We start from the raw sequence: 24858 nt of genomic DNA, 5'->3' as shown, positions 1-24858 counted from the left end.
GCTCAGCCGACCCGGATGGTCGGCCGGTGATGGACGGGAAAGTTGACCGAATTGGCGATGAAGCACGTCTGATGGGCGTCATGGTGCGCCGAACGCGCCCGCTCCGCCATCGCCGCGTCCGCGACGGTGACCACCGGATTGAGCACCACCTCGGCAAAGCGCCCACTGCGCCCGGCCGCCTCCTCCATGACCCCGGTGGCGACGTCCTCGTACGCCGTGATCCTCACCCCGTCCCGGGCGCATACGGACAGGTACGTCAGCATGTGGCACTGCGAGCGCGAGACCAGCAGGAACTCCTCCGGATTCCAGCACCCCGGATCCCCCAGAAACGCCGGATCGGCGCTGCCCCGCAGGGTCGGCTTGCCGTCCCCGAGAATGTCGTGCGCCCGCCCGTAGCCCCGGTAACCACTCGTCCCCGAACCGGTATTGCCGGTCCACCGGACGGTGGCGCGGTAGGAGTGCTGTCGGCCCATCGGCTGTGTGCTCCCTTCCGTTGTGAAGCGCTCGTTCAATGATGGCGCGGCCCACTGACAGGGTGTGCCGCACCCAGGAGAAGCGGGTCCTGGTACAGGGCCGCTGACCTGCCCAGACTCGGTGGGGCAGGACAGAAACGGGATCAGGAGCGAAAGGGATACCGCCATGAACGCCATCACCGAGACGGGCAAGGTCGTGCTCATCACCGGGGCCAGCAGTGGGATCGGCGAGGCGACCGCGCGTCGGCTCGCCGCCGATGGGCACCGGGTGTATCTGGGGGCGCGGCGGACCGAGCGGCTGGGGGAGCTGGCCGGGCAGATCACCGCCGAGGGCGGCAGCGCGGCGTATCAGGGGCTGGATGTCACCGCGGCCGGGGACATGCGGGACTTCGTGGCCGCCGCCCGGGAGCGGTTCGGGCGGGTGGATGTGATCGTCAACAACGCCGGGGTGATGCCCCTCTCGCCGCTCGAGGCGCTGAAGGTCGACGAGTGGGACCGGATGCTCGATGTGAATGTGCGCGGTGTGCTGTACGGAATCGCCGCGGCGCTGCCGGTGATGAAGGAGCAGGGTGGCGGGCACATCGTGAATATCGCCTCGGTCGGCGCGTACGAGGTGTCGCCCACCGCCGCGGTGTACTGCGCCACCAAGTTCGCCGTACGCGCCATCTCGGAGGGGCTGCGCCAGGAATCGGCCGGTGACATCCGGGTCAGCCTGGTCTCCCCGGGCGTGACCGAGTCCGAACTCGCCGACTCCATCTCCGATCCGGGCGCCCGTGAGGCCATGAAGACCTACCGCGCGGTGGCCCTGCCCGCCTCCGCGATCGCCGACGCCGTCGCGTACGCCATCAGCCAGCCGGCTGAGGTCGACGTCAACGAGATCGTGGTGCGCCCGGCCGCGAGCGCCCAGTAGGGGTCCGCGGGCGGGGGCGCGAACTGCCGCGCGAACTGCCGCGCGGGAGGGGCGTCGTGGCGGTCGGATGACGGCCGCGGCAGCGGTCCGGTCCTGGGGGCTGCCGACTTGACGCCGTTGCCGGGGGCCGCTTTGATCACAACAGCCGCACGGGTGTACCGCCCCCGTGCCGCCCAAGAGGTACGCCCAGCCGGTAGGGGGTCCGGTTCCGGTCCCGAGCCCGGACTCAGTCGCCAGGACGGCGGATGCCATCCGAGGCGGGGCCGTTACCCGCGAGTGTTGGAGCTTTCATGCCAGCCAGCCATGCCGTCCGCCTTCGTCGCCGCTGGGTCCTCGCGTCGGTGGCGACGGCCGCGGCCGCCGCTGCCGCCGTCGTGGCCGTGTCCATGTCCTCGGGGGCCAGCGCGTCCGAAGTGGCGCTGCCGCCCGTCCACGGCGGCTTCGACTACCAGATCGGCGGGGAGTACACCCCGCCGAAGGGTGTCGACATCGTCAGCCGCGACCGCGCGGACTCCCCGGCGGACAAGCTGTACAACATCTGTTACGTCAACGCCTTCCAGGTCCAGCCGGGCGAGCGCGACCAGTGGCCCGACGACCTGCTGCTGCGGGACCGCGACGGCGATCTCGTCATCGACACCCAGTGGAAGGAACCGCTGCTCGACATCAGCACCGCCAAGAAGCGCGAGCGCGTGGCGGAGAAGGTCAACGGCTGGATCGACGGCTGCGCCGAGGACGGCTTCGACGCCGTCGAGCCCGACAACTACGACAGCTACGAGCGCTCCAAAAAGCTGCTGACCACCGCTCACGCCAAGGAGTTCATGGCCCTGCTGTCGGAACACGCACACGCCCAGGGGCTGGCCATCGCGCAGAAGAACACCGCGGAGCTGCTCTCCGACCGTAAGGCGGCCGGGCTGGACTTCGCGGTGGTCGAGGAGTGCGGCGAGTACGACGAGTGCGGTGAGTTCGCCAAGGCTTACGACGACCATGTCGTGGTGGTCGAGTACGGCGAGGAGGGCTTCGCCAAGGCGTGTGCGGGCTGGGGCGACCGGCTCAGCATCGTCCTGCGGGACGAGGACGTCTCGACCGACGACGGTGAGGATTACGTCCGCGAGACCTGTTAGGGATTCCTCCGGCAATCCCCGCCGCGCGCCGGGCGGCGGGGATACGTCACGGGCGGCGGGCGGCCCGTGCGGGCAGTGTCGAAGGAAGTGCCCTGATGCCGTCGATTGTCTGCGGCGCCGTGGTGGCTGGTCGCGCAGTTCCCCGCGCCCCTTCAGGGCGCCGCCGAGGACGGCTCAGGGCCCGGCTCAGACGCCCAGCTTGGCCTCACGCGCCGCGGCCACGGCCTCCTTGTCGCCCTCCAGTTCGACCCGGGCGGCCTCCTGGCGGCCGCTGAGGAAGAGCGCCAGCTCGCCCGGCTCGCCGGTGACCGTGACGACCGGGACGCCGCGGTGGGCCACCGCCGTACGGCCGTCCGGACGCCGCAGCACCAGGCCGACGGGGGAGCGGCGGCCGAAGATCCGGGCGCCGCGCTCGATACGGGACCACAGCGTGTCGGCGAAGACCGGGTCCAGCTCGCGCGGTGTCCACTCCGGGCGGGCGCGGCGCACATCCTCGGCGTGGACGTAGAACTCGAAGCTGTTGGCCGCCTCGTCCACCTGCTTCAGCGCGAACGGCGACATCCGCGGCGGACCGGTGCGGAAGAGCTGGAGCAGCTCCTCGTACGGCTTCGCCGCGAACTCCTCCTGCACCCGGGCCAGCCGCGCGGCCAGCGGCTTGACCAGCACCCCGGCGGCCGCGTCGGGGCGGCGCTCGCGGACCACCAGATGGGCCGCCAGATCGCGGGTGTTCCAGCCCTCGCACAGCGTCGGGGCCCCGGGGCCCGCACCGTCCAAGAGGTCGGCGAGGAGCAGGCGTTCGCGCTTCGCGTGAGTGGACATACGTCCACCCTACGACCGGGGCCCGCCCGCTGCCATGGAAAGCGCCGCCCCGCGCGCCCCGCCGGGGCCGCCCTGCCCGGCCTATCCCGACAGGGGCTTGCTCAGCTTCTTGCCGTCGCGTGCGGCGCTCAGTGTGAGCGCGCAGGAGACCTGGTCCTCGCCCTGGATGGAGTAGGTGCCCAGCGCGGGATACAGCGCGTAGTAGTAATACATCCGGCCGTCGTTGGGGATGGTCTTGAGCCGCTTCTTGGCGTCCGTGCCGCACAGCGACAGCGCCTTGGTCTGGATCGCCTTCTCGGAGGAGAAGTCGCCGCTCAGCTTCTCGTTGGCGATCACCTCGCCGTCGTGCGGGCCGTGGCAGGACCGCTTCTCGACCTTGGTGACGCTGCTGTCCATCGCCGGGTGGTCGAAGCACTGGCCGGGGTCGAGCACCACATACGGCACCTTGTCACCGGGCTCGCCGGACTCCGACGCGTCCGGGGCCGCCGAATCCGAGGTGTCCGGATCCGCGTCGGGGGCATCGCTTCCGCCGCCCAGCGGCGCGCCCTGGCCGGGGTCCTCCGAGCCCGGCGGGGCGGCGGTCGCCCCGCCGTCCGAGGGCGAGGAGAGGGGGCGGTCCGAGGCGGAGGCGGAGGCGGACGGGCCGGCGTCGGCCGACGTCTTCTTGTCTCCGTGGTCCTTCGTTCCGATGACGATCGCGCCGACGACCACCGCCGCGGCCACCACCGCCGCGATGACGATCGCCGTGACCTTGGAACCGCCGAGGCCGGTCGGCGGGGGAGGCGGCAGCGCACCCGGGGGTATGGCCCCCGGCGGGAGCGCGCCCGGCGGCGGCCCGCCGGGCAGCAGGGCCGGTGGGGTCGGCGGGCCGAAACCGCCGCTGGGCTGCCCGGGCGGACCGGGCTGGGCGTACGGACCAGGCTGGGCCTGCGGCCCGGGCCCGCCCGGCTGCGCGGGCTGGTCCGCCGGGGGCGGCGGCCCGAAGCCCTGCGGCTGCTGCTGAGGAGGCTGCGGGGGCTGAGACGGTGGCTGCTGCTGCGGCTGCGGCGGTGGACCGAACCCCCCGCCGTTTCCAGGCCGGTTGGGGTCATTCGACGGCGGCGGAAACGTCATGCCCGAAGCATGCCCCATTCCACCGACAACCCGACCATCGGGCCCGGCATACCGGCCCGGCGGAGATCATTGGCGGAGACCCCTCTCCGGAAGTGCAGAATGGTCGCATGACCGGCTCCGACCGCCCCTCCGCCCTCGACCCGGCCCTCGCCGCCCGCCTCAAGCGCGGCGCCGACGGCCTGCTGCCCGCCATCGCCCAGCAGTACGACACCGGTGAGGTGCTGATGCTCGGCTGGATGGACGACGAGGCGCTGCACCGCACCCTCACCACCGGCCGCTGCACCTACTGGAGCCGCAGCCGCCAGGAGTACTGGGTCAAGGGCGACACCTCCGGCCATATCCAGCGGGTCAAGTCCGTCGCCCTCGACTGCGACGCCGACACCATCCTCGTCAAGGTCGACCAGGTCGGCGCCGCCTGCCACACCGGCGACCGCACCTGCTTCGACGCCGACGAGCTCCCGCTCGGCCGGTAGACCGGCCCGTGGACCGGCCATCCATGCACCCGCCCGCCGGGCTCCCCAGCCCTTGACCCAGGACGTTGTCACGATGGATCTCGAGACCTTCCGCAAGCTGGCGGCCGACCGCCGCGTCATCCCCGTCAGCCGCAAGCTGCTCGCGGACGGCGACACCCCCGTGGGCCTCTACCGCAAACTGGCCGCCGAGCGCCCCGGCACCTTCCTCCTCGAATCCGCCGAGAACGGCCGCTCCTGGTCCCGCTACTCCTTCATCGGCGTCCGCAGCTCGGCCACCCTCACCGAACGCGACGGCCGCACCCACTGGCTGGGCACCCCGCCGGTGGGCGTGCCCACCGAGGGCGACCCCCTCCAGGCGCTGCGCGCCACCGTCGAGACCCTGCACACCCCCCGCGACCTCGGGGGCCTGGTCCAGCTACCGCCGTTCACCGGCGGCATGGTCGGCTATCTCGGCTACGACATCGTCCGCCGCCTGGAGAAGGTCGGCGAGCACGGGCGGGACGATCTGCGCCTGCCCGAGCTGACCATGCTGCTCACCTCGGACCTGGCGGTGCTGGACCACTGGGACGGCACCGTGCTGCTGATCGCCAACGCGATCAACCACAACGACCTCGACACGGGTGTGGACGAGGCGTACGCGGACGCCGTGGCCCGGCTCGACGCCATGGCCGCCGACCTGGTCCGCCCCGTGCCGACCGACCCCACCGTGCTGCCCGAGTCCGAGCTGCCCGAGTACACCGCGCTGTGGGGCGGCGAGGACTTCATGGCGGCCGTGGACGACATCAAGGAACGCATCCGCGCGGGCGAGGCGTTCCAGGTCGTCCCCTCGCAGCGGTTCGAGACGCCGTGCTCGGCGAGCGCCCTCGACGTCTACCGGGTGCTGCGCGCCACCAACCCGAGCCCCTATATGTACCTCTTCCGGTTCGAGGACTTCGATGTGGTGGGCTCCAGCCCGGAGGCCCTGGTCAAGGTCGAGGACGGCCGGGCGATGCTGCATCCCATCGCCGGCACCCGCCCCCGGGGGGCCACTCCGCAGGAGGACGCGGCCCTCGGGGAGGAGCTGCTCGCCGACCCCAAGGAGCGGGCCGAGCATCTGATGCTCGTCGACCTCGGGCGCAATGACCTCGGGCGGGTCTGCGAGCCCGGCAGCGTGGAGGTCGTCGACTTCATGTCGATCGAGCGCTACAGCCATGTCATGCACATCGTCTCGACGGTCACCGGCAGCCTCGCCGAGGGCCGTACGGCCTTCGACGTGCTCACCGCCTGCTTCCCCGCGGGCACCCTCTCCGGCGCCCCCAAGCCGCGGGCGCTGCAGATCATCGAGGAGCTGGAGCCGAGCCGCCGCGGGCTCTACGGCGGCTGTGTCGGCTATCTCGACTTCGCGGGCGACTCCGACACCGCGATCGCCATCCGCACCGCGCTGCTGCGCGAGGGCACGGCGTACGTCCAGGCGGGCGCGGGGATCGTCGCCGACTCCGATCCGACGGCCGAGGACGCGGAGTGCCGCAACAAGGCGGCGGCGGTGCTGCGGGCGGTTCACGCGGCGGGCCGGCTGGGGCGGTAGTTCCCGGTAGTTCCCATATCCCCCACCCGGGGGCGGTCCCGTACCCGGGTGGGGGATAGTGGTAGGCGTGACTGCAGCAGCCGTACCCCAGCCCAGGGCCGAGAACGAGCCCTCCGCCCGCGCCGCCCGCGGCCGCCGAAGCAGCCTTGCCATCGCCCTGCTCGCCGGTGCGCTCGGCGCCGCCCTCGTCCTGCTGGCCACCAGCCGCAAGTGGGCCGAGGGCACCGCCTCCGTCGCCCAGGGCTCTCTCCCGCAGAGTGCCAACGGCGATGACATCACCGGGCTGCCCGGTGCGCTGGCGATCGTCGGCCTCGCCGCGCTGGTCGCGGTCTTCGCCGTGCGCCGCCTCGGCCGTGGTGCCGTCTCGGCGCTGCTCGCCCTCAGCGGGGCGGGCATCGTCGTCAGCTCGGCCCTCGGCGCGACCGACAAGGCGGCGCTGGAGGAGAAGGCGTCCAAGGTGAGCGGCCTGACCCACAGCCCGATCCACGATGTGGCGTACACCCCCTGGCCGTGGGTCGCCGCGGCCGGCGGTGTGCTGCTGCTGCTCGCGGGCGTGCTCGCCCTGGGCTACGGCCGCCACTGGCCGGCCATGTCCGGGCGGTACGAGCGCGCGGGCACCGAGGGCACCGCGGGCCGGAGCCGCACCCGGCGCGGCGGCCCCGCCCCCGACCCGGACCGCCCCGAGGAGCTGTGGAAGGCCCTGGACCGGGGCGAGGACCCGACGCAGGCCCCGGCGCGGCAGGAGGCCGAGCGGGGCGCCTAGAGGCCCTGTCCGGCGGATCTCCGTGGGCCCGCGCCGCCTGGCACGGCGCCCCCGGCTACCGCTGGGAGGTGCCCCGGCTGCGTTGTCGGGATCGTCCGAGTACGACCCGGTACGAGGACGACCCTCCGCCTTGCGGTGGTCCCCCGGCTACCGCTCGGAGGTGCCTCTTGCACCAGACGCCGCGGGCCCCGCGGCGGCAGCCGCTGATGTCACAGGGACGAAGATCCACCGGACAGGGCCCAGCAGGTTCCTCGCGCCCCCGTCCCGTCTCGGACCGCAATGTCCACCCCCGCTCAAGGGCGTTTCGCGCGTCGGGGACAATGGCGTGGGAGCGTTCGCCCCCGAGCGCCCGGACCAGGCGCAGTACAGCTACGAGGAGAATTCATGGCGGGTCACAACCACGGACACACCCCGGCCGCCTGGACCGGTGTCACCATCGCCTTCATCGGCTTCTGCGTCGCCGGCGCGTTCACCGTGGCGGCCAACCCGCTCGGCTTCTGGGTGGGCATGGTGATCATCGTCCTCGGCGGTGTCGTCGGCGTGGCGATGCGCGCGGCCGGGCTGGGCCTGCCCAAGGAGCAGCACTCGCTCCCGCAGTCGCAGCCGCAGCCGCAGCCCACGGCGCAGGCGCAGGCGCAGGCGCAGGCACAGACCCAGCAGTGAGCCCGGGCGCGGCCCGGGGCCGCGCCCGCCTCCACCGCCCCCGCCTCCACCGCCCCCGCCTCCACCGCCCCCGCCTCCACCGCGCTCGGCACTGAGCCGTACGGAGGCCGGCGTACCGGCCCTGAGCTGCGCCTTCGCGGATCCCGGGGGAGACTTGGCGGTGTGAGCGAACCATCGCCGACCGCCCCGGCCCCCGTGGCGAGGCGTCTCGTGGCACCTTTCGGTGTGCTCGCGGGCGTTCTCGCCGCCTTCGGCTACGTCGGCGCCGTCGACCCCGGGGAGCCCGGTCACTACCCCGTCTGCCCGCTGCTGCGGCTCACCGGGCTGTACTGCCCCGGCTGCGGCGGGCTGCGCGGTGCCCACGCCCTGGCCCACGGGGACCTGGCGGCCGCGCTGCGCGACAACGCCCTCGCCGTCGGCTGTTACGCCCTCTTCGCCGTCTGCTGGGTGGTGTGGTGCGTGCGCGGACGCTTCCCGGCGGCGCGGACGTGGCATGCGGGCGCGCTCGGCGCGGTGGCCCTGGTCTTCACCATCGTCCGGAATTTCCCGTTCGGGGGACTACTGACACCGTGACCGCTGTTGTGTATGTGCATGTGGGGGCCGTCCGCGTCAACCGGATGCGAGACCTCGGCGTCCCGGCGGCTACCATCGCAGTGCCAGGTGAGGCGGCTTGCCGCCACATCCGGCAGATTCGAAGCCAGCTTCATCCCCGTCACGGAAGGGGGCCCGCTCGATGAGTGTGCTCGACGAGATCATCGACGGAGTCCGTGCCGACCTCACGGAGCGGCAGGCGCGCGTCACCCTCGACGAGCTCAAGGAGCGGGCGGCCAAGGCCCGGCCGGCGAAGGACGGCGTCGCGGCGCTCAAGGGCGACAGCGTCAACGTGATCTGCGAGGTCAAGCGGTCCAGCCCGTCCAAGGGCGCGCTCGCCGCGATCGCCGACCCCGCGGGGCTCGCCGCCGACTACGAGGCGGGCGGCGCGTCCGTCATCAGCGTGCTGACCGAGCAGCGCCGCTTCGGCGGTTCGCTGGCCGACCTGGAAGCCGTAAGGGCCAAGGTCGACATTCCGGTGCTCCGTAAGGACTTCATCGTCACCTCGTACCAACTGTGGGAGGCGCGGGCGTACGGCGCCGACGTCATCCTGCTGATCGTCTCCGCGCTGGAGCAGGAGGCGCTGGTCTCGCTCATCGAGCGTGCCGTGTCCATCGGGCTGACGCCGCTGGTCGAGGTGCACGACGAGGAGGAGGTCGTCCGCGCGGTCGACGCCGGGGCCCGGGTCATCGGCGTCAACGCACGCGACCTCAAGACCCTCCAGGTGGACCGCTCGACCTTCGCACGCGTCGCCCCGGAGATCCCCGACCACATCGTCAAGATCGCGGAGTCGGGTGTGCGCGGTCCGCACGACCTGATCGCCTACGCGAACGACGGCGCGGACGCGGTGCTGGTCGGCGAGTCCCTGGTGACCGGACGCGACCCCAAGGCCGCGGTGGCCGATCTGGTGGCGGCGGGCGCCCACCCGGCGCTGCGCCACGGCCGGGACTGACGGGACGGGACCGGCGGATCATGGAGACGTACGCGCGCCTGGCCCGGGGCTGTCGGCCCCGGGGCTGCCGCGCGCCCGCGAGGCGGGTGCGGGGGCGGCGCGTGCGCTACCACATCGGATGCGAGCCGGGACAGATCAACGGGCGGCGATGGCGTCGGACGGCAACGCGCTGATAGTGCGCTGCAGGCCGTAGCCGTGGGCCGTATCCGGAGGCGTTTCTGTCCGGCGGGCCATGGCTTTTCCACCCATCACATCCGTTGCGGGGCGCTGCCCCGATCGAGGAGTACCACCCATGTCCTCTGATTTCTTCATTCCCGACCCGGAGGGTCGAGTGCCCAGCGCCGAGGGCTATTTCGGCGCCTTCGGCGGCAAGTTCATCCCCGAGGCGCTCGTCGCCGCGGTCGACGAGGTCGCGGCCGAGTACGAGAAGGCCAAGACGGACCCCGCCTTCGCGGCCGAGCTCGAGGATCTGCTGGTCAACTACACCGGCCGGCCCAGTGCGCTGACCGAGGTGCAGCGGTTCGCCGAGCACGCCGGGGGCGCCCGGGTCTTCCTCAAGCGGGAGGACCTCAACCACACCGGCTCCCACAAGATCAACAACGTGCTGGGGCAGGCCCTGCTCACCAAGCGCATGGGCAAGTCCCGCGTCATCGCCGAGACCGGCGCCGGTCAGCACGGAGTGGCCACCGCCACCGCGTGTGCGCTGTTCGGGCTCGAATGCACCATCTACATGGGCGAGGTCGACACCCAGCGGCAGGCGCTCAATGTGGCGCGGATGCGGATGCTGGGCGCCGAGGTCATCTCCGTGACGTCCGGCAGCCGCACTCTCAAGGACGCCATCAACGAGGCGTTCCGGGACTGGGTCGCCAATGTGGACCGCACCCACTACCTCTTCGGCACGGTGGCCGGCCCGCACCCCTTCCCGGCGCTGGTGCGCGACTTCCACCGGGTGATCGGCGTGGAGGCGCGGCGGCAGATCCTGGAGCGGACCGGGCGGCTGCCGGACGCGGTCGCGGCCTGCGTGGGCGGCGGATCCAACGCGATCGGGCTGTTCCACGCCTTCCTGCCGGACGAGAGCGTGCGCATCGTCGGCTTCGAGCCCGCCGGGCACGGTGTGGAGACCGGGGAGCACGCGGCCACGCTGAGCCAGGGCGAGCCCGGGATCCTGCATGGCTCCCGGTCGTTCGTGCTGCAGGACGAGGACGGCCAGATCACCGAGCCGTACTCGATCTCGGCCGGTCTGGACTACCCCGGCGTCGGGCCGGAGCACGCGTATCTGAAGGACATCGGCCGCGCCGAGTACCGGGCGGTCACCGACGACGAGGCGATGCGGGCGCTGCGGCTGCTCTCGGAGACCGAGGGCATCATCCCGGCGATCGAGAGCGCCCACGCGCTGGCGGGCGCCCTGGACCTCGGCCGTGAGCTGGGGAGCGACGGCCTGGTGCTGGTCAACCTCTCCGGGCGCGGCGACAAGGACATGGACACGGCGGCTCGGTACTTCGGGCTCTACGACCAGCAGAGCGACCAGGGAGCGAAGTGATGGCCGGGAATCTGGAGCTGCTGGGATCCGTCCTGGCGGGCGCCAAGGACGAGGGGCGCGCGGCGCTCGTCGGCTATCTGCCCGCCGGTTTCCCCTCCATCGACGGTGGGGTGGACGCGATGACCGCCATGATCGAGGGCGGCTGCGACATCATCGAGGTCGGGCTGCCGCACAGCGATCCGGTCCTCGACGGGCCGGTGATCCAGACCGCCGACGACATCGCGCTGCGCGGCGGGGTCAAGATCCGCGATGTGATCCGCACAGTGGGGGAGGTGCACGCCCGGACCGGTGCCCCGATCCTGTGCATGACGTACTGGAACCCGGTGGACCGGTACGGCGTCGAGCGGTTCGCCGCCGATCTCGCCGAGGCGGGCGGCGCGGGCTGCATCCTGCCCGATCTGCCGGTCCAGGAGTCGGAGATCTGGCGGAAGGCCGCCGAGCAGCACGGTCTGGCGACCGTGTTCGTGGTCGCGCCCAGCAGCCGTGATGAGCGGCTGGCGAAGATCACGGCGGCGGGCAGCGGTTTCGTCTACGCGGCGTCCCTGATGGGCGTCACCGGAACGAGGGAATCGGTGGGCCAGGAGGCGCGCGAGCTGGTGGAGCGCACCCGCGGTACCACCACGCTTCCGGTCTGCGTGGGGCTCGGCGTCTCCAACGCCACCCAGGCCACCGAGGTCGCGGCGTTCGCCGACGGGGTCATCGTGGGCTCGGCCTTCGTCAAGCGGCTGCTGGACGCCGAGGGTGACACCGAGGCCGGTCTCGCGGGGCTGCGCGAGCTCGCGGGTGAGCTGGCGGAAGGCGTGCGCGCCGCCCGCTAGCGCCTCGCCCGTTGGAGGGTCGCTCGTTAGAGGGAAGAACGGGGCGGAGGAGCTCGGCCGTGCTCCTCCGCCTCGTTGGCGAGGGCGTGAGTCAGAGAAACCGTGAGGGAAAGCGCGGCGCCCGAGAGCGCCTGCGGGAACAGCGCGAGCGGGAGCGGTCGCGCGCGAAGCGGAAGCGGACGCTGGGCGTCCTGGGGGCCGTGGTGGCCGTCCTCGCCGGGGCCGTGGGGGTGGGCATGGTCGTGTCCAGGACCGAAGACGACTCGGGCAAGTCGGGCAGCTCCGTGGTGCCACCGCGCGGAGCGGTCGGCAAGGGGCGCCTGGTGATCCCCTCGGGGATGGCGGAGAAGACGGGGAAGGCCGGGCAGGCGGACAAGGCCGGGAAGCCGTCCCCGGTGACCCTGAAGGTGTACGAGGACTTCCGCTGTCCCGGGTGCAAGCAGTTCGAGGACGTCTTCCGCAAGACCGTCCACGAGCTGCAGGACGAGGGCCGGATGAAGGTCGAGTACCACCTGGTGACGATCATCGACGGAAACCTCGGCGGCACCGGTTCGGTCCGGGCGGCGAACGCGGCGGCCTGCGCCCAGGACCAGGACGCCGGGAAGTTCCGGGCGTACCACGATGTGCTCTACCGCCATCAGTCCGCGGAGACCCGGGACACCTACGCGAAGAACGCCCGGCTGATCAAGCTCGCGGATCAGGTCCCCGGGCTGGTCACCCCCGCTTTCCGTAAGTGCGTCGAGGAGGGCCGGCACGACGCCTGGGTGCGCAAGTCCAACGATGTCTTCGCGCACTCCGGCTATGCGTCCACGCCGACGGTGCTGCTGGGCGGAAAGTCCGTGTACGGCGACCCCGACAAGCCGCTGAGCCCCAACAAGCTCAAGCGCATGGTCCTCGCGGCGGCCCGGGACTGATCCTTGTTACGCAGCCGTTGCCGGGTGGGTTGCCGCATCTCCCGCCCGGCACGGTAGCGTCGGTCCTGTCATGGACCTCCTCGCTTACATTCCCAGCCCGTCGTCCGGCGTGATCTATCTCGGCCCGGTTCCGCTGCGCGGCTATGCCTTCTGCATCATCATCGGCGTCTTCGTCGCGGTCTGGCTCGGCGGGCGGCGCTGGGTCGCCCGGGGCGGCCGCGTCGGCACCGTCGCCGACATCGCCGTCTGGGCGGTGCCCTTCGGCCTGGTCGGAGGCCGCCTCTACCACGTCATCACCGATTACGAGCTGTACTTCACCGACGGCCGTGACTGGGTGGACGCGTTCAAGATCTGGCAGGGCGGCCTCGGGATCTGGGGGGCCATCGCGCTGGGCGCGCTGGGCGCCTGGATCGGCTGCCGCCGCCGGGGCATCCCGCTCCCGGCCTACGCGGACGCCATCGCGCCCGGTATCGCCTTCGCCCAGGCGATCGGCCGCTGGGGCAACTGGTTCAACCAGGAGCTGTACGGCAAGGAGACCACCCTGCCGTGGGCGCTGAAGATCGACGGCGACGCCGACGCGGGCCGGGTGGCCGGCACGTACCACCCGACCTTCCTGTACGAGTCGCTGTGGTGCATCGGCGTGGCCCTGCTGGTGATCTGGGCGGACCGCCGCTTCAAGCTGGGGCATGGCCGTGCGTTTGCCCTCTACGTCGCGTCGTACACCGTGGGCCGCTTCTGGATCGAGTACCTCCGGGTGGACGACGCCCACCACGTGCTCGGGCTGCGGCTCAACAACTGGACGTCCATCGTGGTCTTCCTGGCCGCGGTGGCCTATCTGGTGATCTCCGCGAAGAAGTCCCCCGGCCGCGAGGAGGTCGTCGAGCCCGCCGCGGTCGAGGACGGCGCGGACGCGAGCGGCGGCGGACCGGCCCCGGCCACCAAGACCGAGGCGAGCGACGCTGCTCCGGCCGGGACCGGTGGCGCGGACGAAGCCGGTGCGGTGGCCGCCGAGGCGGAGCCCTCCAAGAAACCCTGACGCGCGCCGCGTCGCGTCCAACAGGCCGCCGGACCCCTCTGGGTTCGGCGGCCTCTTTACGTTTCCGCAGGTCAGCGAGGTAAGTTCGGCCTTCCTTGCTGGCGGAGCGGGGTAATTCGTGCGTACCTTCGAACCGTTGGGGTGGGGCCGCATCGCCGCACCCTTCTCGAAGGGAGCACATCTTCATATGTCCGTCATCGATACCGCCGAGCCCCCGCACATCGCCCACCGCGACAACCACACCCACCGTGATGTGACCGGCGGCTGGCTGCGCCCCGCCGTCTTCGGAGCCATGGACGGACTGGTCTCCAACCTCGCGCTGATGACCGGTGTGGCCGGTGGCGCGGTGGACCGGCAGACCATCGTGATCACCGGTCTGGCGGGGCTGGCGGCCGGTGCCTTCTCCATGGCCGCCGGGGAGTACACCTCCGTCGCCTCACAGCGCGAGCTGGTCGAGGCCGAGCTGGAGGTGGAGCGGCGCGAGCTGCGCAAGCACCCCGTGGACGAGCTGGAGGAGCTGGCGGCGCTCTATGTGTCGCGCGGGGTGGAGCCGGCGCTGGCCCGTGAGGTGGCCGAGCAGCTCTCCCGCGACCCCGAGCAGGCGCTGGAGATACACGCCCGCGAGGAGCTGGGCGTGGACCCGGACGATCTGCCCTCACCGCTGGTCGCGGCGGTGTCCTCGTTCGGCTCCTTCGCGCTGGGCGCGCTGCTGCCGGTACTGCCGTATCTGCTGGGCGCCTCGGCGCTGTGGCCCGCCGTGCTGCTCGCGCTGATCGGGCTGTTCGGCTGCGGTGCGGCGGTGGCGCGGGTGACCGCCCGTTCCTGGTGGTACAGCGGGCTGCGGCAGCTCGCGCTGGGTGGCGCGGCGGCGGGTGTGACCTATGCCCTGGGCGCTTTGTTCGGAACGGCCGTAGGATGACAGGCATACGGTGAGCCGCATAACTACGCCGTTACTCCTCGGTTTCGATCCCTTTACAGGCGGGCATAAGCCGAAAGCGCTTGGGCAGAGTCGCCCGGTCCGCGCTATGGCGACGCTGGTCGCCCCATCCGCTAATGCCCGTATTGCCTGATATCACCCCACCCTTGGGGTGTCCGCATGATGGAACGGAATTTCCACTTCCCGAGATTCACCCCATCATGTAACCTGCACGAAATTCTCGCGGAGGGCCAACGTCGTCCCTCGGCACACGCACAATGCCATGACGACGACGGGAGAGCCGATGCGTTCCGCATCCCACCCCGCCCGCCAGGGGATGTACGACCCGCGCAATGAGCACGACGCCTGTGGCGTCGGCTTCGTGGCGACCCTCACCGGCGAGGCCAGCCATGAGCTCGTGGAACAGGCTCTCACCGTGCTGAGGAACCTCGAGCACCGCGGCGCCACCGGTTCCGAGCCCGACTCGGGCGACGGCGCGGGCATCCTCGTCCAGGTTCCGGACGCTTTCCTGCGGGCCAGTGTGACCGGCTTCGAGCTGCCCGAAGCCGGTGCCTACGCGGTGGGCATCGCGTTCCTCCCGGAGGGCGAGACCGAGCGCGCGGCCGCCGCGGAGCACATCGAGCGGCTCGCCGCCGAGGAGGGCCTGACCGTCCTCGGCTGGCGCGAGGTGCCCGTCGCCCCCGAGCTGCTGGGCAACGGCGCCCGCTCCACCATGCCCGTCTTCCGTCAGCTCTTCGTCGCCGACGGCACCAGCACCGGCGTGGCCCTGGACCGCACGGCGTTCGTGCTGCGCAAGCGCGCCGAGCGCGAGGCGGGGGTCTACTTCCCCTCGCTGTCCGCCCGCACCCTGGTCTACAAGGGCATGCTGACCACCGGCCAGCTCGAGCCGTTCTTCCCGGACCTCTCCGACCGCCGCTTCGCCACCGCCGTCGCGCTGGTCCACTCCCGGTTCTCCACCAACACCTTCCCGAGCTGGCCGCTGGCCCACCCGTACCGCTTCGTCGCCCACAACGGTGAGATCAACACCGTCCAGGGCAACCGCAACTGGATGCGCGCCCGGGAGTCCCAGCTCGTCAGCGACCTGTTCGGGGAGAAGGGGCTGGAGCGGACCTTCCCCCTCTGCACCCCGGACGCCTCCGACTCGGCGACCTTCGACGAGGTCCTGGAGCTGCTCCACCTCGGCGGCCGCTCGCTGCCGCACTCGGTGCTGATGATGGTCCCCGAGGCGTGGGAGAACCACCCCTCCATGGACCCGGCCCGGCGCGCCTTCTACCAGTACCACTCCACGATGATGGAGCCCTGGGACGGCCCGGCCTGTGTCACCTTCACCGACGGCGTCCAGGTCGGCGCCGTGCTGGACCGCAACGGTCTGCGGCCCGGACGCTACTGGGTCACCGACGAAGGCCTGGTCGTGCTCTCCTCCGAGGTCGGCGTCCTGGACATCGACCCGGCCAGGGTGGTCCGCAAGGGCCGGCTGCAGCCGGGCCGGATGTTCCTGGTCGACACCGCCGAGCACCGCATCATCGAGGACGACGAGATCAAGGCCGAGCTGGCCGCCGAGCAGCCGTACGGCGAGTGGCTCGAGGCCGGTCTGATCGACCTGGCCGACCTTCCCGAGCGTGAGCACATCGTGCACACCCACGCCTCGGTCACCCGCCGCCAGCAGACCTTCGGCTACACCGAGGAGGAGCTGCGCGTCCTGCTCGCGCCGATGGCCAAGGCCGGCGCCGAGCCGATCGGCTCGATGGGCACCGACTCGCCGATCGCCGCCCTCTCCGAGCGGCCGCGGCTGCTGTTCGACTACTTCACCCAGTTGTTCGCGCAGGTCACCAACCCGCCGCTGGACGCGATCCGCGAGGAGCTGGTCACCTCGCTGATCTCCTCGCTGGGCCCGCAGGGCAATCTGCTGGAGCCGACCGCGGCCTCCTGCCGCAGCGTCACCCTGCCCTTCCCGGTGATCGACAACGATGAGCTGGCCAAGCTCATCCACATCAACGCCGACGGGGACATGCCGGGTCTCAAGGCGGCGAATCTCTCGGGCCTGTACCGGGTCGGCGGCGGCGGTCAGGCGCTCGCCGCCCGGCTGGACGAGATCTGCGCCGAGGCCGACCGCGCCATCGAGGACGGCGCCCGGCTGATCGTGCTCTCCGACCGCCACTCGGACGCCGAGCACGCCCCGATCCCCTCGCTGCTGCTCACCTCCGCGGTCCACCACCACCTCATCGGCACCAAGCAGCGCGCCCAGGTGGGGCTGCTGGTCGAGGCGGGCGACGTCCGCGAGGTGCACCATGTCGCGCTGCTGATCGGCTACGGCGCCGCGGCCGTCAACCCGTACCTGGCCATGGAGTCGGTCGAGGACCTGGTCCGGGCAGGGACGTTCCTGCCGGGCGTCGAGGCCGATACCGCGATCAAGAACCTCATCAAGGCGCTCGGCAAGGGCGTCCTGAAGGTCATGTCCAAGATGGGCATCTCGACCGTGGCCTCCTACCGGGGCGCGCAGGTCTTCGAGGCCGTCGGCCTGGACGAGTCCTTCGTGGACACCTACTTCCACGGCACCGCCACCAAGATCGGCGGCGCGGGCCTGGACGTCGTCGCCAAGGAGGTCGCCGCCCGCCACGCCAAGGCGTACCCCGCCTCCGGCGTCCCCTCGGCCCACCGCACGCTGGAGATCGGCGGCGAGTACCAGTGGCGCCGGGAGGGCGAGCCGCACCTCTTCGACCCCGAGACGATCTTCCGGCTGCAGCACTCCACCCGGTCGCGTCGCTACGACATCTTCAAGAAGTACACCGAGCGGGTGAACGAGCAGTCCGAGCGGCTGATGACGCTGCGCGGTCTGTTCTCCTTCAAGGGCGAGCGCCCCTCGATCCCGATCGACGAGGTCGAGTCCGTCGGCGAGATCGTCAAGCGGTTCTCCACCGGCGCCATGTCGTACGGCTCCATCTCCCAGGAGGCGCACGAGACCCTCGCCATCGCCATGAACCAGTTGGGGGCCAAGTCCAACACCGGTGAGGGCGGCGAGGACTCCGACCGGCTGCACGACCCCGCGCGGCGCTCGTCGATCAAGCAGGTGGCCTCCGGCCGCTTCGGTGTGACCAGCGAATACCTGGTCAACGCCGATGACATCCAGATCAAGATGGCGCAGGGCGCCAAGCCCGGCGAGGGCGGCCAGCTCCCCGGCCACAAGGTCTACCCCTGGGTCGCCAAGACCCGGCACTCCACCCCGGGTGTCGGCCTGATCTCCCCGCCGCCGCACCACGACATCTACTCGATCGAGGATCTCGCCCAGCTCATCCACGACCTGAAGAACGCCAACCCGCAGGCCCGGATCCACGTCAAGCTGGTCTCCGAGGTCGGCGTCGGCACGGTGGCCGCGGGCGTCTCCAAGGCCCACGCCGATGTGGTGCTGATCTCCGGCCACGACGGCGGCACCGGCGCCTCGCCGCTCACCTCGCTCAAGCACGCGGGCGGCCCCTGGGAGCTCGGCCTCGCCGAGACCCAGCAGACGCTGCTGCTCAACGGGTTGCGCGACCGCATCGTGGTGCAGACCGACGGCCAGCTCAAGACCGGCCGTGACGTGGTCATCGCCGCACTGCTCGGTGCCGAGGAGTTCGGCTTCGCCACCGCGCCGCTGGTGGTCTCCGGCTGCGTCATGATGCGCGTCTGCCACCTGGACACCTGCCCGGTCGGCATCGCCACCCAGAACCCGGTGCTGCGCGAGCGCTACAACGGCAAGGCCGAGTTCGTGGTGAACTTCTTCGAGTTCATCGCCGAGGAGGTCCGCGAGCTCCTCGCCGAGCTGGGCTTCCGCACCCTGGACGAGGCCATCGGCCACGCCGAGCTGCTGGACACCGCCCGCGCCGTACAGCACTGGAAGGCGCAGGGCCTGGACCTCGCCCCGCTGCTGTACGTGCCCGAGCTGCCCGAGGGCGCCGGCCGCCACCAGGCGATCGGGCAGGACCACGGCCTGGCCAAGGCGCTCGACAACCAGCTCATCAAGCTGGCCGCCGACGCGCTGGACGCCGAGAGCGCCGAGGCCGCCCAGCCGGTCCGCGCCCAGGTCGCGATCCGCAACATCAACCGGACCGTCGGCACCATGCTCGGCCATGAGGTGACCCGGACGTTCGGTGGCGCGGGCCTGCCCGACGACACCATCGACATCACCTTCACCGGCTCGGCCGGCCAGTCCTTCGGCGCGTTCGTGCCCAGGGGCGTCACCCTGCGGCTCGAAGGCGATGCCAACGACTACGTGGGCAAGGGCCTCTCCGGCGGCCGGATCATCGTCCGCCCGGACCGGGGCGCGGACCACCTCGCCGAGTACTCCACCATCGCGGGCAACACCCTCGCGTACGGCGCGACCGGCGGTGAGATGTTCCTGCGCGGCCGGGTCGGCGAGCGGTTCTGCGTCCGCAACTCCGGCGCCACGGTCGTCTCCGAGGGCGTGGGCGACCACGGCTGTGAGTACATGACCGGCGGCCACGCGCTCGTCCTCGGCCCCACCGGCCGTAACTTCGCGGCCGGTATGTCCGGCGGCATCGCGTATGTGATCGACCTCGACCCGGATAACGTCAACGTCGATCTGCGGAGCGCCCTCGGCGCGCTGGACGACACCGACAAGCAGTGGCTGCACGACGCGGTGCGCCGCCACCACGAGGAGACCGGCTCCACCGTCGCGGGTGCGCTGCTCGACGACTGGGAGACCGCCCTCACCCGCTTCAGCAAGATCATCCCCGCTACGTACCAGGCCGTGCTCGCCGCCAAGGACGCCGCCGAGCGTGCCGGGCTCTCCGAGTCCGAGACCACCGAGAAGATGATGGAGGCGGCGATCAATGGCTGACCCCAAGGGCTTCCTGACCACTGGCCGCGAGGTCGCCGAGACCCGCCCGGTGGACGAGCGCGTCAAGGACTGGAACGAGGTCTACGTCCCCGGTTCACTGCTGCCGATCATCAGCAAGCAGGCCGGACGCTGCATGGACTGCGGCATCCCGTTCTGTCACAACGGCTGTCCGCTGGGAAACCTCATCCCCGAGTGGAACGACTACGCCTACCGGCAGGACTGGCGCGAGGCCAGCGAGCGGCTGCACGCGACCAACAACTTCCCGGAGTTCACCGGGCGGCTGTGCCCGGCTCCGTGCGAGTCGGCCTGTGTGCTCGGCATCAACCAGCCCGCGGTGACCATCAAGAACGTCGAGGTCACCATCATCGACAAGGCGTGGGACGCGGGCGATGTCACCCCGCAGCCGCCCGAGCGGCTCAGCGGCAAGACCGTCGCCGTCATCGGCTCGGGCCCCGCGGGCCTGGCCGCCGCCCAGCAGCTCACCCGGGCCGGTCACACGGTCGCCGTCTATGAGCGGGCCGACCGCATCGGCGGGCTGCTGCGCTACGGCATCCCCGAGTTCAAGATGGAGAAGCGGCACATCAACCGCCGTATCGAGCAGATGCGCGCGGAGGGCACCAAGTTCCGCACCGAGACGGAGATCGGCCGCGACATCGACGCCGCCAAGCTGCGCAAGCGGTACGACGCTGTGGTCATCGCGGCCGGCGCCACCACCTCGCGCGACCTGCCGGCCCCCGGCCGGGAGCTGAACGGCATCCACTTCGCGATGGAGTACCTGCCGCTCGCCAACAAGGTGCAGGAGGGCGACCTCACCACCGCCCCCATCACCGCCGAGGGCAAGCACGTCGTGGTCATCGGCGGCGGCGACACCGGCGCGGACTGCGTCGGCACCGCCCACCGGCAGGGCGCCGCCTCCGTCACCCAGCTTGAGATCATGCCCAAGCCCGGCGACGATCGGACCGCCGGCCAGCCCTGGCCGACCTTCCCGATGCTCTACAAGGTCACCTCGGCGCACGAGGAGGGCGGGGAGCGGATCTACTCCGTCTCCACCACCCACTTCGAGGGCGACGAGGACGGCAACGTCCAGTGGCTGCACCTGATCGAGGTGGAGTTCAAGGACGGCAAGCTGGAGCAGAAGCCGGGCACCGAGCGGAAGATCCCGGCCCAGCTCGTCACCCTCGCCATGGGCTTCACCGGCACCGACCAGAAGAACGGCCTGGTCGAGCAGTTCGGTCTGGAGCTGGACGAGCGCGGCAACATCGCGCGCGACGCCGACTTCGCCACCAATGTGCCGGGTGTCTTCGTGGCCGGTGACGCTGGCCGCGGCCAGTCGCTGATCGTCTGGGCCATCGCCGAGGGCCGCTCCGCGGCGCGCGGGGTGGACCGCTATCTGGCCGGGGCCAGCGAACTCCCCGCCCCGATCCGCCCCACCGACCGGGCCCTGATGGTCTGACCGGTCCGACCCCTGCCGGTCTTCCCGGCTTCAGTCTCCTGGGACTCCCGGGACTTCTGGGACTGGACTCCCGGATTCCTGGATCTCCGCCCGTACAACGGCGTACGGACCGGCCGCGCGGCGCCTTCCCCCTACCCGACCAGGGGGGAGGCGCCGCGTGGCGTTTGCGGTCGGCATCCGATGAGCGGTCGGCATGCGCTCAGCGGCCGACGGTCGCTCAGCGGTCGACGTTCGCCCAGGAGTTGACATTGTCTCGGACGCGCTCCACCATCATTCCACTAACTGATTAGTGAAAGGGTGGTGGACGGATGGTCGAGTACCGCATCGACCGGCGCAGCGGCATCGCCACCTATCTGCAGATCGTCCAGCAGACCAAACAGGCGCTCCGCCTCGGACTGCTGCAGCCCGGGGACCGGCTGCCCACGGCCAGGGAGGTCGTCGCGGCCACCGCCATCAACCCCAACACCGTCCTGAAGGCATACCGCGAGCTGGAGCGCGAAGGGCTGGTCGAGCCCCGGCCGGGCCTGGGCACCTTCGTCCGCCGGTCGCTGGCCCGGCCCGGCGCCGCCGCGGACTCACCGCTGCGCGCGGAGCTCGCCGACTGGACCGACCGGGCCCGCGCCGCCGGGCTCGACCGCGAGGACGTGACGGCGCTGGTGGCCTCGGTCCTCGAAGAGCGTTTCGGCGAGACCGCCACCCTCAGCGAGAGTGGCCATGAGGAAGACGGTGAGAACGGGTGACCGACGAGATCGAGGCGGCCGGCGCACTGGAGGCGTCCGGGCTGGGCAAGAAGTACCGGCGCGGCTGGGCCCTGAGAGATGTCGCCTTCCACCTGCCCGCCGGGCGGATCTGCGCGCTGGTGGGCCCCAACGGCTCCGGCAAGAGCACCCTGCTGTCCCTCGCCGCCGGTCTGCTGACCCCGACCACCGGCACGCTGCGGGTCTTCGGCCAGGCGCCCTCCGCGCCCGCCGCCCGCGAGCGCGTCGCCTTCGTCGCCCAGGACAAGCCGCTCTACCCGCGCTTCTCCGTCGCCGACACGCTGCGCCTGGGCCGGGAGCTCAACCCCCGCTGGGACCAGAAGGCCGCCGAACGGGTGGTGGAGGAGGCCGAGGTTCCGCTGTCCGCCCGCGTCGGCTCGCTCTCCGGCGGCCAGCGCACCTGTGTGGCCCTCGCCCTCGCCCTCGGCAAACGCGCCGATCTGCTCCTGCTGGACGAGCCGATGTCCGATCAGGACCCGCTGCGCCGCCACCGGATGATGGGCGTGCTGATGGCCGAGGCCGCCGAGCGCGGCACCGGCGTGGTCATCTCCACCCATGTGCTCGCCGAACTCGACGGAGTCTGCGACTACCTGCTGCTGATGGGCGGCGGCCGGATCCGCCTGGCGGGCGGGACGGACGAGATCCAGGCCGCCCACCGCCTCGTCACCGGCCCGAGCGCGACCGGCGGCGGAACACCGGCCGCGCTCGCCCGCCACACCGTGGTCGAGACCCGTACGACAGGCCGTCAGCTCACCGCGCTGATACGCCCCGAGGGCACCCCGAGCGGGGACGGCTGGATCGTCACCGAACCCTCCCTCGAAGAGGTCCTGCTCGGCTATCTGCGCGCTCCCGACGCCCCGCCGCTGCTCGCGGACGACACGCGGACGGCCGGTACGGAGGTGGGGGCATGAGCACGGTCGGCATACGGCTCGGCGCACCCGGCGCCCGGCCCCGTACCCGAGGACTGGTGTGGCTGGTGGCGCGGCAGCACCGGGCCGCCCTCTGGGCGGGCCTCGCCGCCGTCGCGGCGATCGCCGCGTACATCCTCTGGCAGCGCGCCGGGATGGTCGGCTACCTGCGGGCGCACGACATCCAGGACTGCGCGGACTGGAAGCGGTTCTGCCACGGCAGGCGGACCCATCCCGGCAGGGGAGCCGACCCCACGATCGACGCGCTCCGCCACCTCAGCGACACCTACCGCACACCGCTGCTCAATACCGGACGGCTGCTCATCGCGCTGCCCGCGCTGATCGGCGTCTTCATCGGCGCGCCCCTGTTCGCCCGGGAACTGGAGATGGGCACCCACCAGTTGGTGTGGACACAGTCGGTCAGCCGGACCCGCTGGCTCATCGCCAAACTCGCCCTGCCCCTGGTCACCGTCACGGCCGGCACCGCGGTCCTCGCGGCCCTCTACACCTGGTGGTGGCGGGCGGCCCGGACCCAGTTCCAGGACATCGCCTGGGGCACCGCCGTACCGTTCGACGCGACCGGCCCGGCGGCCGTCGCCCTCGCCCCGCTGGCCTTCTTCGTGGGCGCGGCGGCCGGGCTGCTGCTGCGGCGCACCGTGCCCGCCATGGCGGGCACCCTGGGGGTCACCGCCGGTGTCCCGTACGGACTCGGCGCCCTGCGCCCCCATCTGATGGCCCCGCGGACGATCGTCTCCGACGCCGGCGGCGACTTCGCGCACACCCCCCTCGAGGTCTTCTTCACCTCCTGGCGCGGTATCGGCGACGGCTATCTGTCCCGCTCCGGGGCGAAGATCCCCTCGGACCGCTGCTCGTCCGCCATCGGTCAGGACGGCTGGAACCGCTGCCTCGCCCGCTCCGGCGCCACCCAGAAGCAGTACGAGGAACTGCACCCGGCGAGCCACTACTGGCCCATGCAGTGGATGCAGGCCGGGATCTGCCTGGCCGCGGCCGTCGCGCTCGCCGCGTTCTGCGTGTGGTGGATCCGGCGGCGACCCGCGGTGAAGGAGGCGGCGTGAAGACCGGAACCGCCCAGCGCCCGGGCCCGCCGCACACCGACTCCCCTCCGAGGCCGCGGCACACCGGCTCCCCGCTGAGCCCGCGCGGTCCGCTCTGGCTGGCCTGGCGCCGCCAGCGGACCGTCCTGGTGACGGGCGGAGTGCTGATCCTCGCCCTCGCCGGATATCTCCTGTACCAGCGCACCGGCATGGCCGCCTGGATCCACGACCGGGGCGTCGCCGACTGCCGGCTGTGGCGCGTCTGCAATGGGGCGCCCGTGGTGTCGGACGGGCTGACGGAGGCGTACATCCGGCTGGAGACATACCGTGTGGCGCTGCTCGACACCGCACGGCTGTTGCTCGCCATCCCGGCCGTCATCGGGGCCTTCGTCGGTGCCCCGCTGATCGCGCGCGAATTCGAGAGCGGCACCGCCGCGCTCGTCTGGTCCCAGTCGGTCGGCAGGGTGCGCTGGCTCATCGCCACGCTCGCCCTCCCCGTCGTCGGCACCCTGGCCGCCACCACCCTGCTATCCGCGCTGTTCACCTGGTGGTGGTGGCCGGTGCGCGGCACCTTCCCGGACGTCCACTGGGGCGACACCCTGCCCTTCGACGTGATGGGTCCGGCCTTCGTATCGCTGTCCCTGCTGTCCCTCTTCCTCGGCACGGCCTTCGGCCTGCTGCTCCGGCGGACGCTGCCCGCCATGGCCTGCACCCTCGCCGTCACCGCCGGCGTCGTCTACGGCCTCCAGCAGTTGCGCCCGCATCTGATGCCCCGGCTCACCGTGACAGCGGGCGTCCGCACCCACGCGGAGTCGCCGTTCGGCGGGTGGTACGTCGGCTCGGGGTATCTCGACGGGACCGGTGCCAGGGTCGACGGATCGGTCTGCAAGGGGCTCGGCGGATGGCCGGCCATTTTCCGCTGCCTCGACCGCCGCCACCTGGCCGAAGAGTATGAGGACTACCACCCCATCGGGCACTTCTGGTCCATGCAGTGGATCCAGGCCGGGATCTGCCTGGCCATGGCCGTCGCGCTCGCCGCGTTCTGCGTGTGGTGGATCGGGCGCAGACGGGCCTGACCAGCGCCCCCGGCCACCACAGCTCCGCCCCCTTCCACGGCTCCGCCCCCTTCCACGGCTCCGCCCCCTTCCGCTCCGATCGGAGTC

23 protein-coding genes are annotated in these 24858 nt (G+C 71.7%); 20 read left to right on the top strand and 3 right to left on the bottom strand.

Translation table 11 applies throughout. From position 1 onward, the window contains the following. Positions 1 to 2 precede the first annotated feature (2 nt). Positions 3 to 473, bottom strand: a complete 471-nt coding sequence (locus tag STRVI_RS33290) for an OsmC family protein (protein WP_014059964.1) — start codon at positions 471 to 473, stop codon at positions 3 to 5. A gap of 166 nt (positions 474 to 639) precedes the next feature. Here STRVI_RS33290 and STRVI_RS33285 point away from each other — a divergent pair, with 166 nt between their 5' ends. Together STRVI_RS33285 and STRVI_RS33280 are read left to right on the top strand one after the other, a co-directional pair. Beyond that, on the top strand, positions 640 to 1383 hold the full coding sequence (locus tag STRVI_RS33285; protein WP_014059963.1) for an SDR family oxidoreductase: 744 nt from the start codon (positions 640 to 642) through the stop codon (positions 1381 to 1383). Between the two features lie 290 nt (positions 1384 to 1673). Next, positions 1674 to 2504 carry an endo alpha-1,4 polygalactosaminidase gene (locus tag STRVI_RS33280; protein WP_014059961.1) on the top strand — a complete coding sequence of 277 codons (831 nt, stop codon included), beginning with the start codon at positions 1674 to 1676 and terminating at the stop codon, positions 2502 to 2504. A 186-nt stretch (positions 2505 to 2690) separates the two neighbouring features. Here STRVI_RS33280 and STRVI_RS33275 read toward each other — a convergent pair whose 3' ends face one another. Together STRVI_RS33275 and STRVI_RS52225 are read right to left on the bottom strand one after the other, a co-directional pair. Then, complete coding sequence (locus STRVI_RS33275; RefSeq protein WP_014059960.1) at positions 2691 to 3323, bottom strand: TIGR03085 family metal-binding protein; 633 nt, start codon at positions 3321 to 3323, stop codon at positions 2691 to 2693. An 81-nt stretch (positions 3324 to 3404) separates the two neighbouring features. After that, entirely contained in the window at positions 3405 to 4436 is a 1032-nt protein-coding gene (locus STRVI_RS52225; RefSeq protein WP_014059959.1) for a hypothetical protein, read from the bottom strand. A 107-nt stretch (positions 4437 to 4543) separates the two neighbouring features. Between STRVI_RS52225 and hisI the strand changes: the two genes are divergently transcribed. The 18 genes from hisI to STRVI_RS33185 all read left to right on the top strand — a co-directional run bounded on the left by hisI (position 4544) and on the right by STRVI_RS33185 (position 24771). Beyond that, on the top strand, positions 4544 to 4909 hold the full coding sequence (gene hisI / locus STRVI_RS33265; protein ID WP_014059958.1) for a phosphoribosyl-AMP cyclohydrolase: 366 nt from the start codon (positions 4544 to 4546) through the stop codon (positions 4907 to 4909). A 73-nt stretch (positions 4910 to 4982) separates the two neighbouring features. Further along, a complete protein-coding gene (locus STRVI_RS33260) occupies positions 4983 to 6473 on the top strand; it encodes an anthranilate synthase component I (protein ID WP_014059957.1) in 1491 nt (496 codons plus the stop codon). Between the two features lie 67 nt (positions 6474 to 6540). Then, positions 6541 to 7236 (top strand): TIGR02234 family membrane protein, encoded by a 696-nt coding sequence (locus STRVI_RS33255; protein WP_014059956.1) that lies wholly within the window; start codon positions 6541 to 6543, stop codon positions 7234 to 7236. Between the two features lie 384 nt (positions 7237 to 7620). Beyond that, positions 7621 to 7899, top strand: coding sequence for an HGxxPAAW family protein (locus STRVI_RS33250; protein WP_014059955.1), 279 nt, complete (start codon positions 7621 to 7623; stop codon positions 7897 to 7899). 162 nt (positions 7900 to 8061) lie between these two features. After that, entirely contained in the window at positions 8062 to 8472 is a 411-nt protein-coding gene (locus STRVI_RS33245; RefSeq protein WP_043236935.1) for a DUF2752 domain-containing protein, read from the top strand. A gap of 160 nt (positions 8473 to 8632) precedes the next feature. Beyond that, entirely contained in the window at positions 8633 to 9442 is an 810-nt protein-coding gene (gene trpC, locus STRVI_RS33240) for an indole-3-glycerol phosphate synthase TrpC (RefSeq protein ID WP_014059953.1), read from the top strand. A 20-nt stretch (positions 9443 to 9462) separates the two neighbouring features. Continuing rightward, a complete protein-coding gene (trpM, locus tag STRVI_RS56520) occupies positions 9463 to 9615 on the top strand; it encodes a tryptophan biosynthesis modulator TrpM (RefSeq protein ID WP_372458418.1) in 153 nt (50 codons plus the stop codon). A gap of 119 nt (positions 9616 to 9734) precedes the next feature. Further along, positions 9735 to 10982, top strand: coding sequence for a tryptophan synthase subunit beta (gene trpB, locus STRVI_RS33235; RefSeq protein WP_014059952.1), 1248 nt, complete (start codon positions 9735 to 9737; stop codon positions 10980 to 10982). Continuing rightward, positions 10982 to 11800, top strand: a complete 819-nt coding sequence (gene trpA, locus STRVI_RS33230) for a tryptophan synthase subunit alpha (protein ID WP_014059951.1) — start codon at positions 10982 to 10984, stop codon at positions 11798 to 11800. Before trpB ends, trpA begins: the two co-directional genes overlap by 1 nt. 86 nt (positions 11801 to 11886) lie before the next feature. Beyond that, positions 11887 to 12714, top strand: a complete 828-nt coding sequence (locus STRVI_RS33225) for a DsbA family protein (protein WP_043240631.1) — start codon at positions 11887 to 11889, stop codon at positions 12712 to 12714. A gap of 70 nt (positions 12715 to 12784) precedes the next feature. Continuing rightward, on the top strand, positions 12785 to 13750 hold the full coding sequence (gene lgt / locus STRVI_RS33220) for a prolipoprotein diacylglyceryl transferase (RefSeq protein WP_014059949.1): 966 nt from the start codon (positions 12785 to 12787) through the stop codon (positions 13748 to 13750). A gap of 187 nt (positions 13751 to 13937) precedes the next feature. Next, on the top strand, positions 13938 to 14669 hold the full coding sequence (locus STRVI_RS33215; protein ID WP_014059948.1) for a VIT1/CCC1 transporter family protein: 732 nt from the start codon (positions 13938 to 13940) through the stop codon (positions 14667 to 14669). A gap of 301 nt (positions 14670 to 14970) precedes the next feature. After that, positions 14971 to 19521, top strand: a complete 4551-nt coding sequence (gltB, locus tag STRVI_RS33210; RefSeq protein WP_014059947.1) for a glutamate synthase large subunit — start codon at positions 14971 to 14973, stop codon at positions 19519 to 19521. Continuing rightward, positions 19514 to 20974: a glutamate synthase subunit beta gene (locus tag STRVI_RS33205; protein ID WP_014059946.1), complete on the top strand. Its 1461-nt coding sequence runs from the start codon at positions 19514 to 19516 to the stop codon at positions 20972 to 20974. The genes gltB and STRVI_RS33205 overlap by 8 nt, the downstream gene beginning before the upstream one ends. 308 nt (positions 20975 to 21282) lie before the next feature. Then, positions 21283 to 21714: a GntR family transcriptional regulator gene (locus STRVI_RS33200; RefSeq protein ID WP_014059945.1), complete on the top strand. Its 432-nt coding sequence runs from the start codon at positions 21283 to 21285 to the stop codon at positions 21712 to 21714. After that, on the top strand, positions 21711 to 22643 hold the full coding sequence (locus STRVI_RS33195; RefSeq protein WP_014059944.1) for an ABC transporter ATP-binding protein: 933 nt from the start codon (positions 21711 to 21713) through the stop codon (positions 22641 to 22643). Before STRVI_RS33200 ends, STRVI_RS33195 begins: the two co-directional genes overlap by 4 nt. Next, positions 22640 to 23716 carry a translation initiation factor IF-2 gene (locus STRVI_RS33190; RefSeq protein ID WP_014059943.1) on the top strand — a complete coding sequence of 359 codons (1077 nt, stop codon included), beginning with the start codon at positions 22640 to 22642 and terminating at the stop codon, positions 23714 to 23716. The genes STRVI_RS33195 and STRVI_RS33190 overlap by 4 nt, the downstream gene beginning before the upstream one ends. Beyond that, positions 23713 to 24771: a hypothetical protein gene (locus STRVI_RS33185; RefSeq protein WP_014059942.1), complete on the top strand. Its 1059-nt coding sequence runs from the start codon at positions 23713 to 23715 to the stop codon at positions 24769 to 24771. Before STRVI_RS33190 ends, STRVI_RS33185 begins: the two co-directional genes overlap by 4 nt. Positions 24772 to 24858 lie beyond the last annotated feature (87 nt).

It is taken from the genome of Streptomyces violaceusniger Tu 4113 (assembly GCF_000147815.2).
In the GTDB taxonomy this organism is placed as follows: Bacteria; Actinomycetota; Actinomycetes; order Streptomycetales; family Streptomycetaceae; genus Streptomyces; species Streptomyces violaceusniger_A.
Note: the sequence above shows the minus strand (reverse complement) of the source record. Positions and strands in the feature narration are given on the sequence as shown.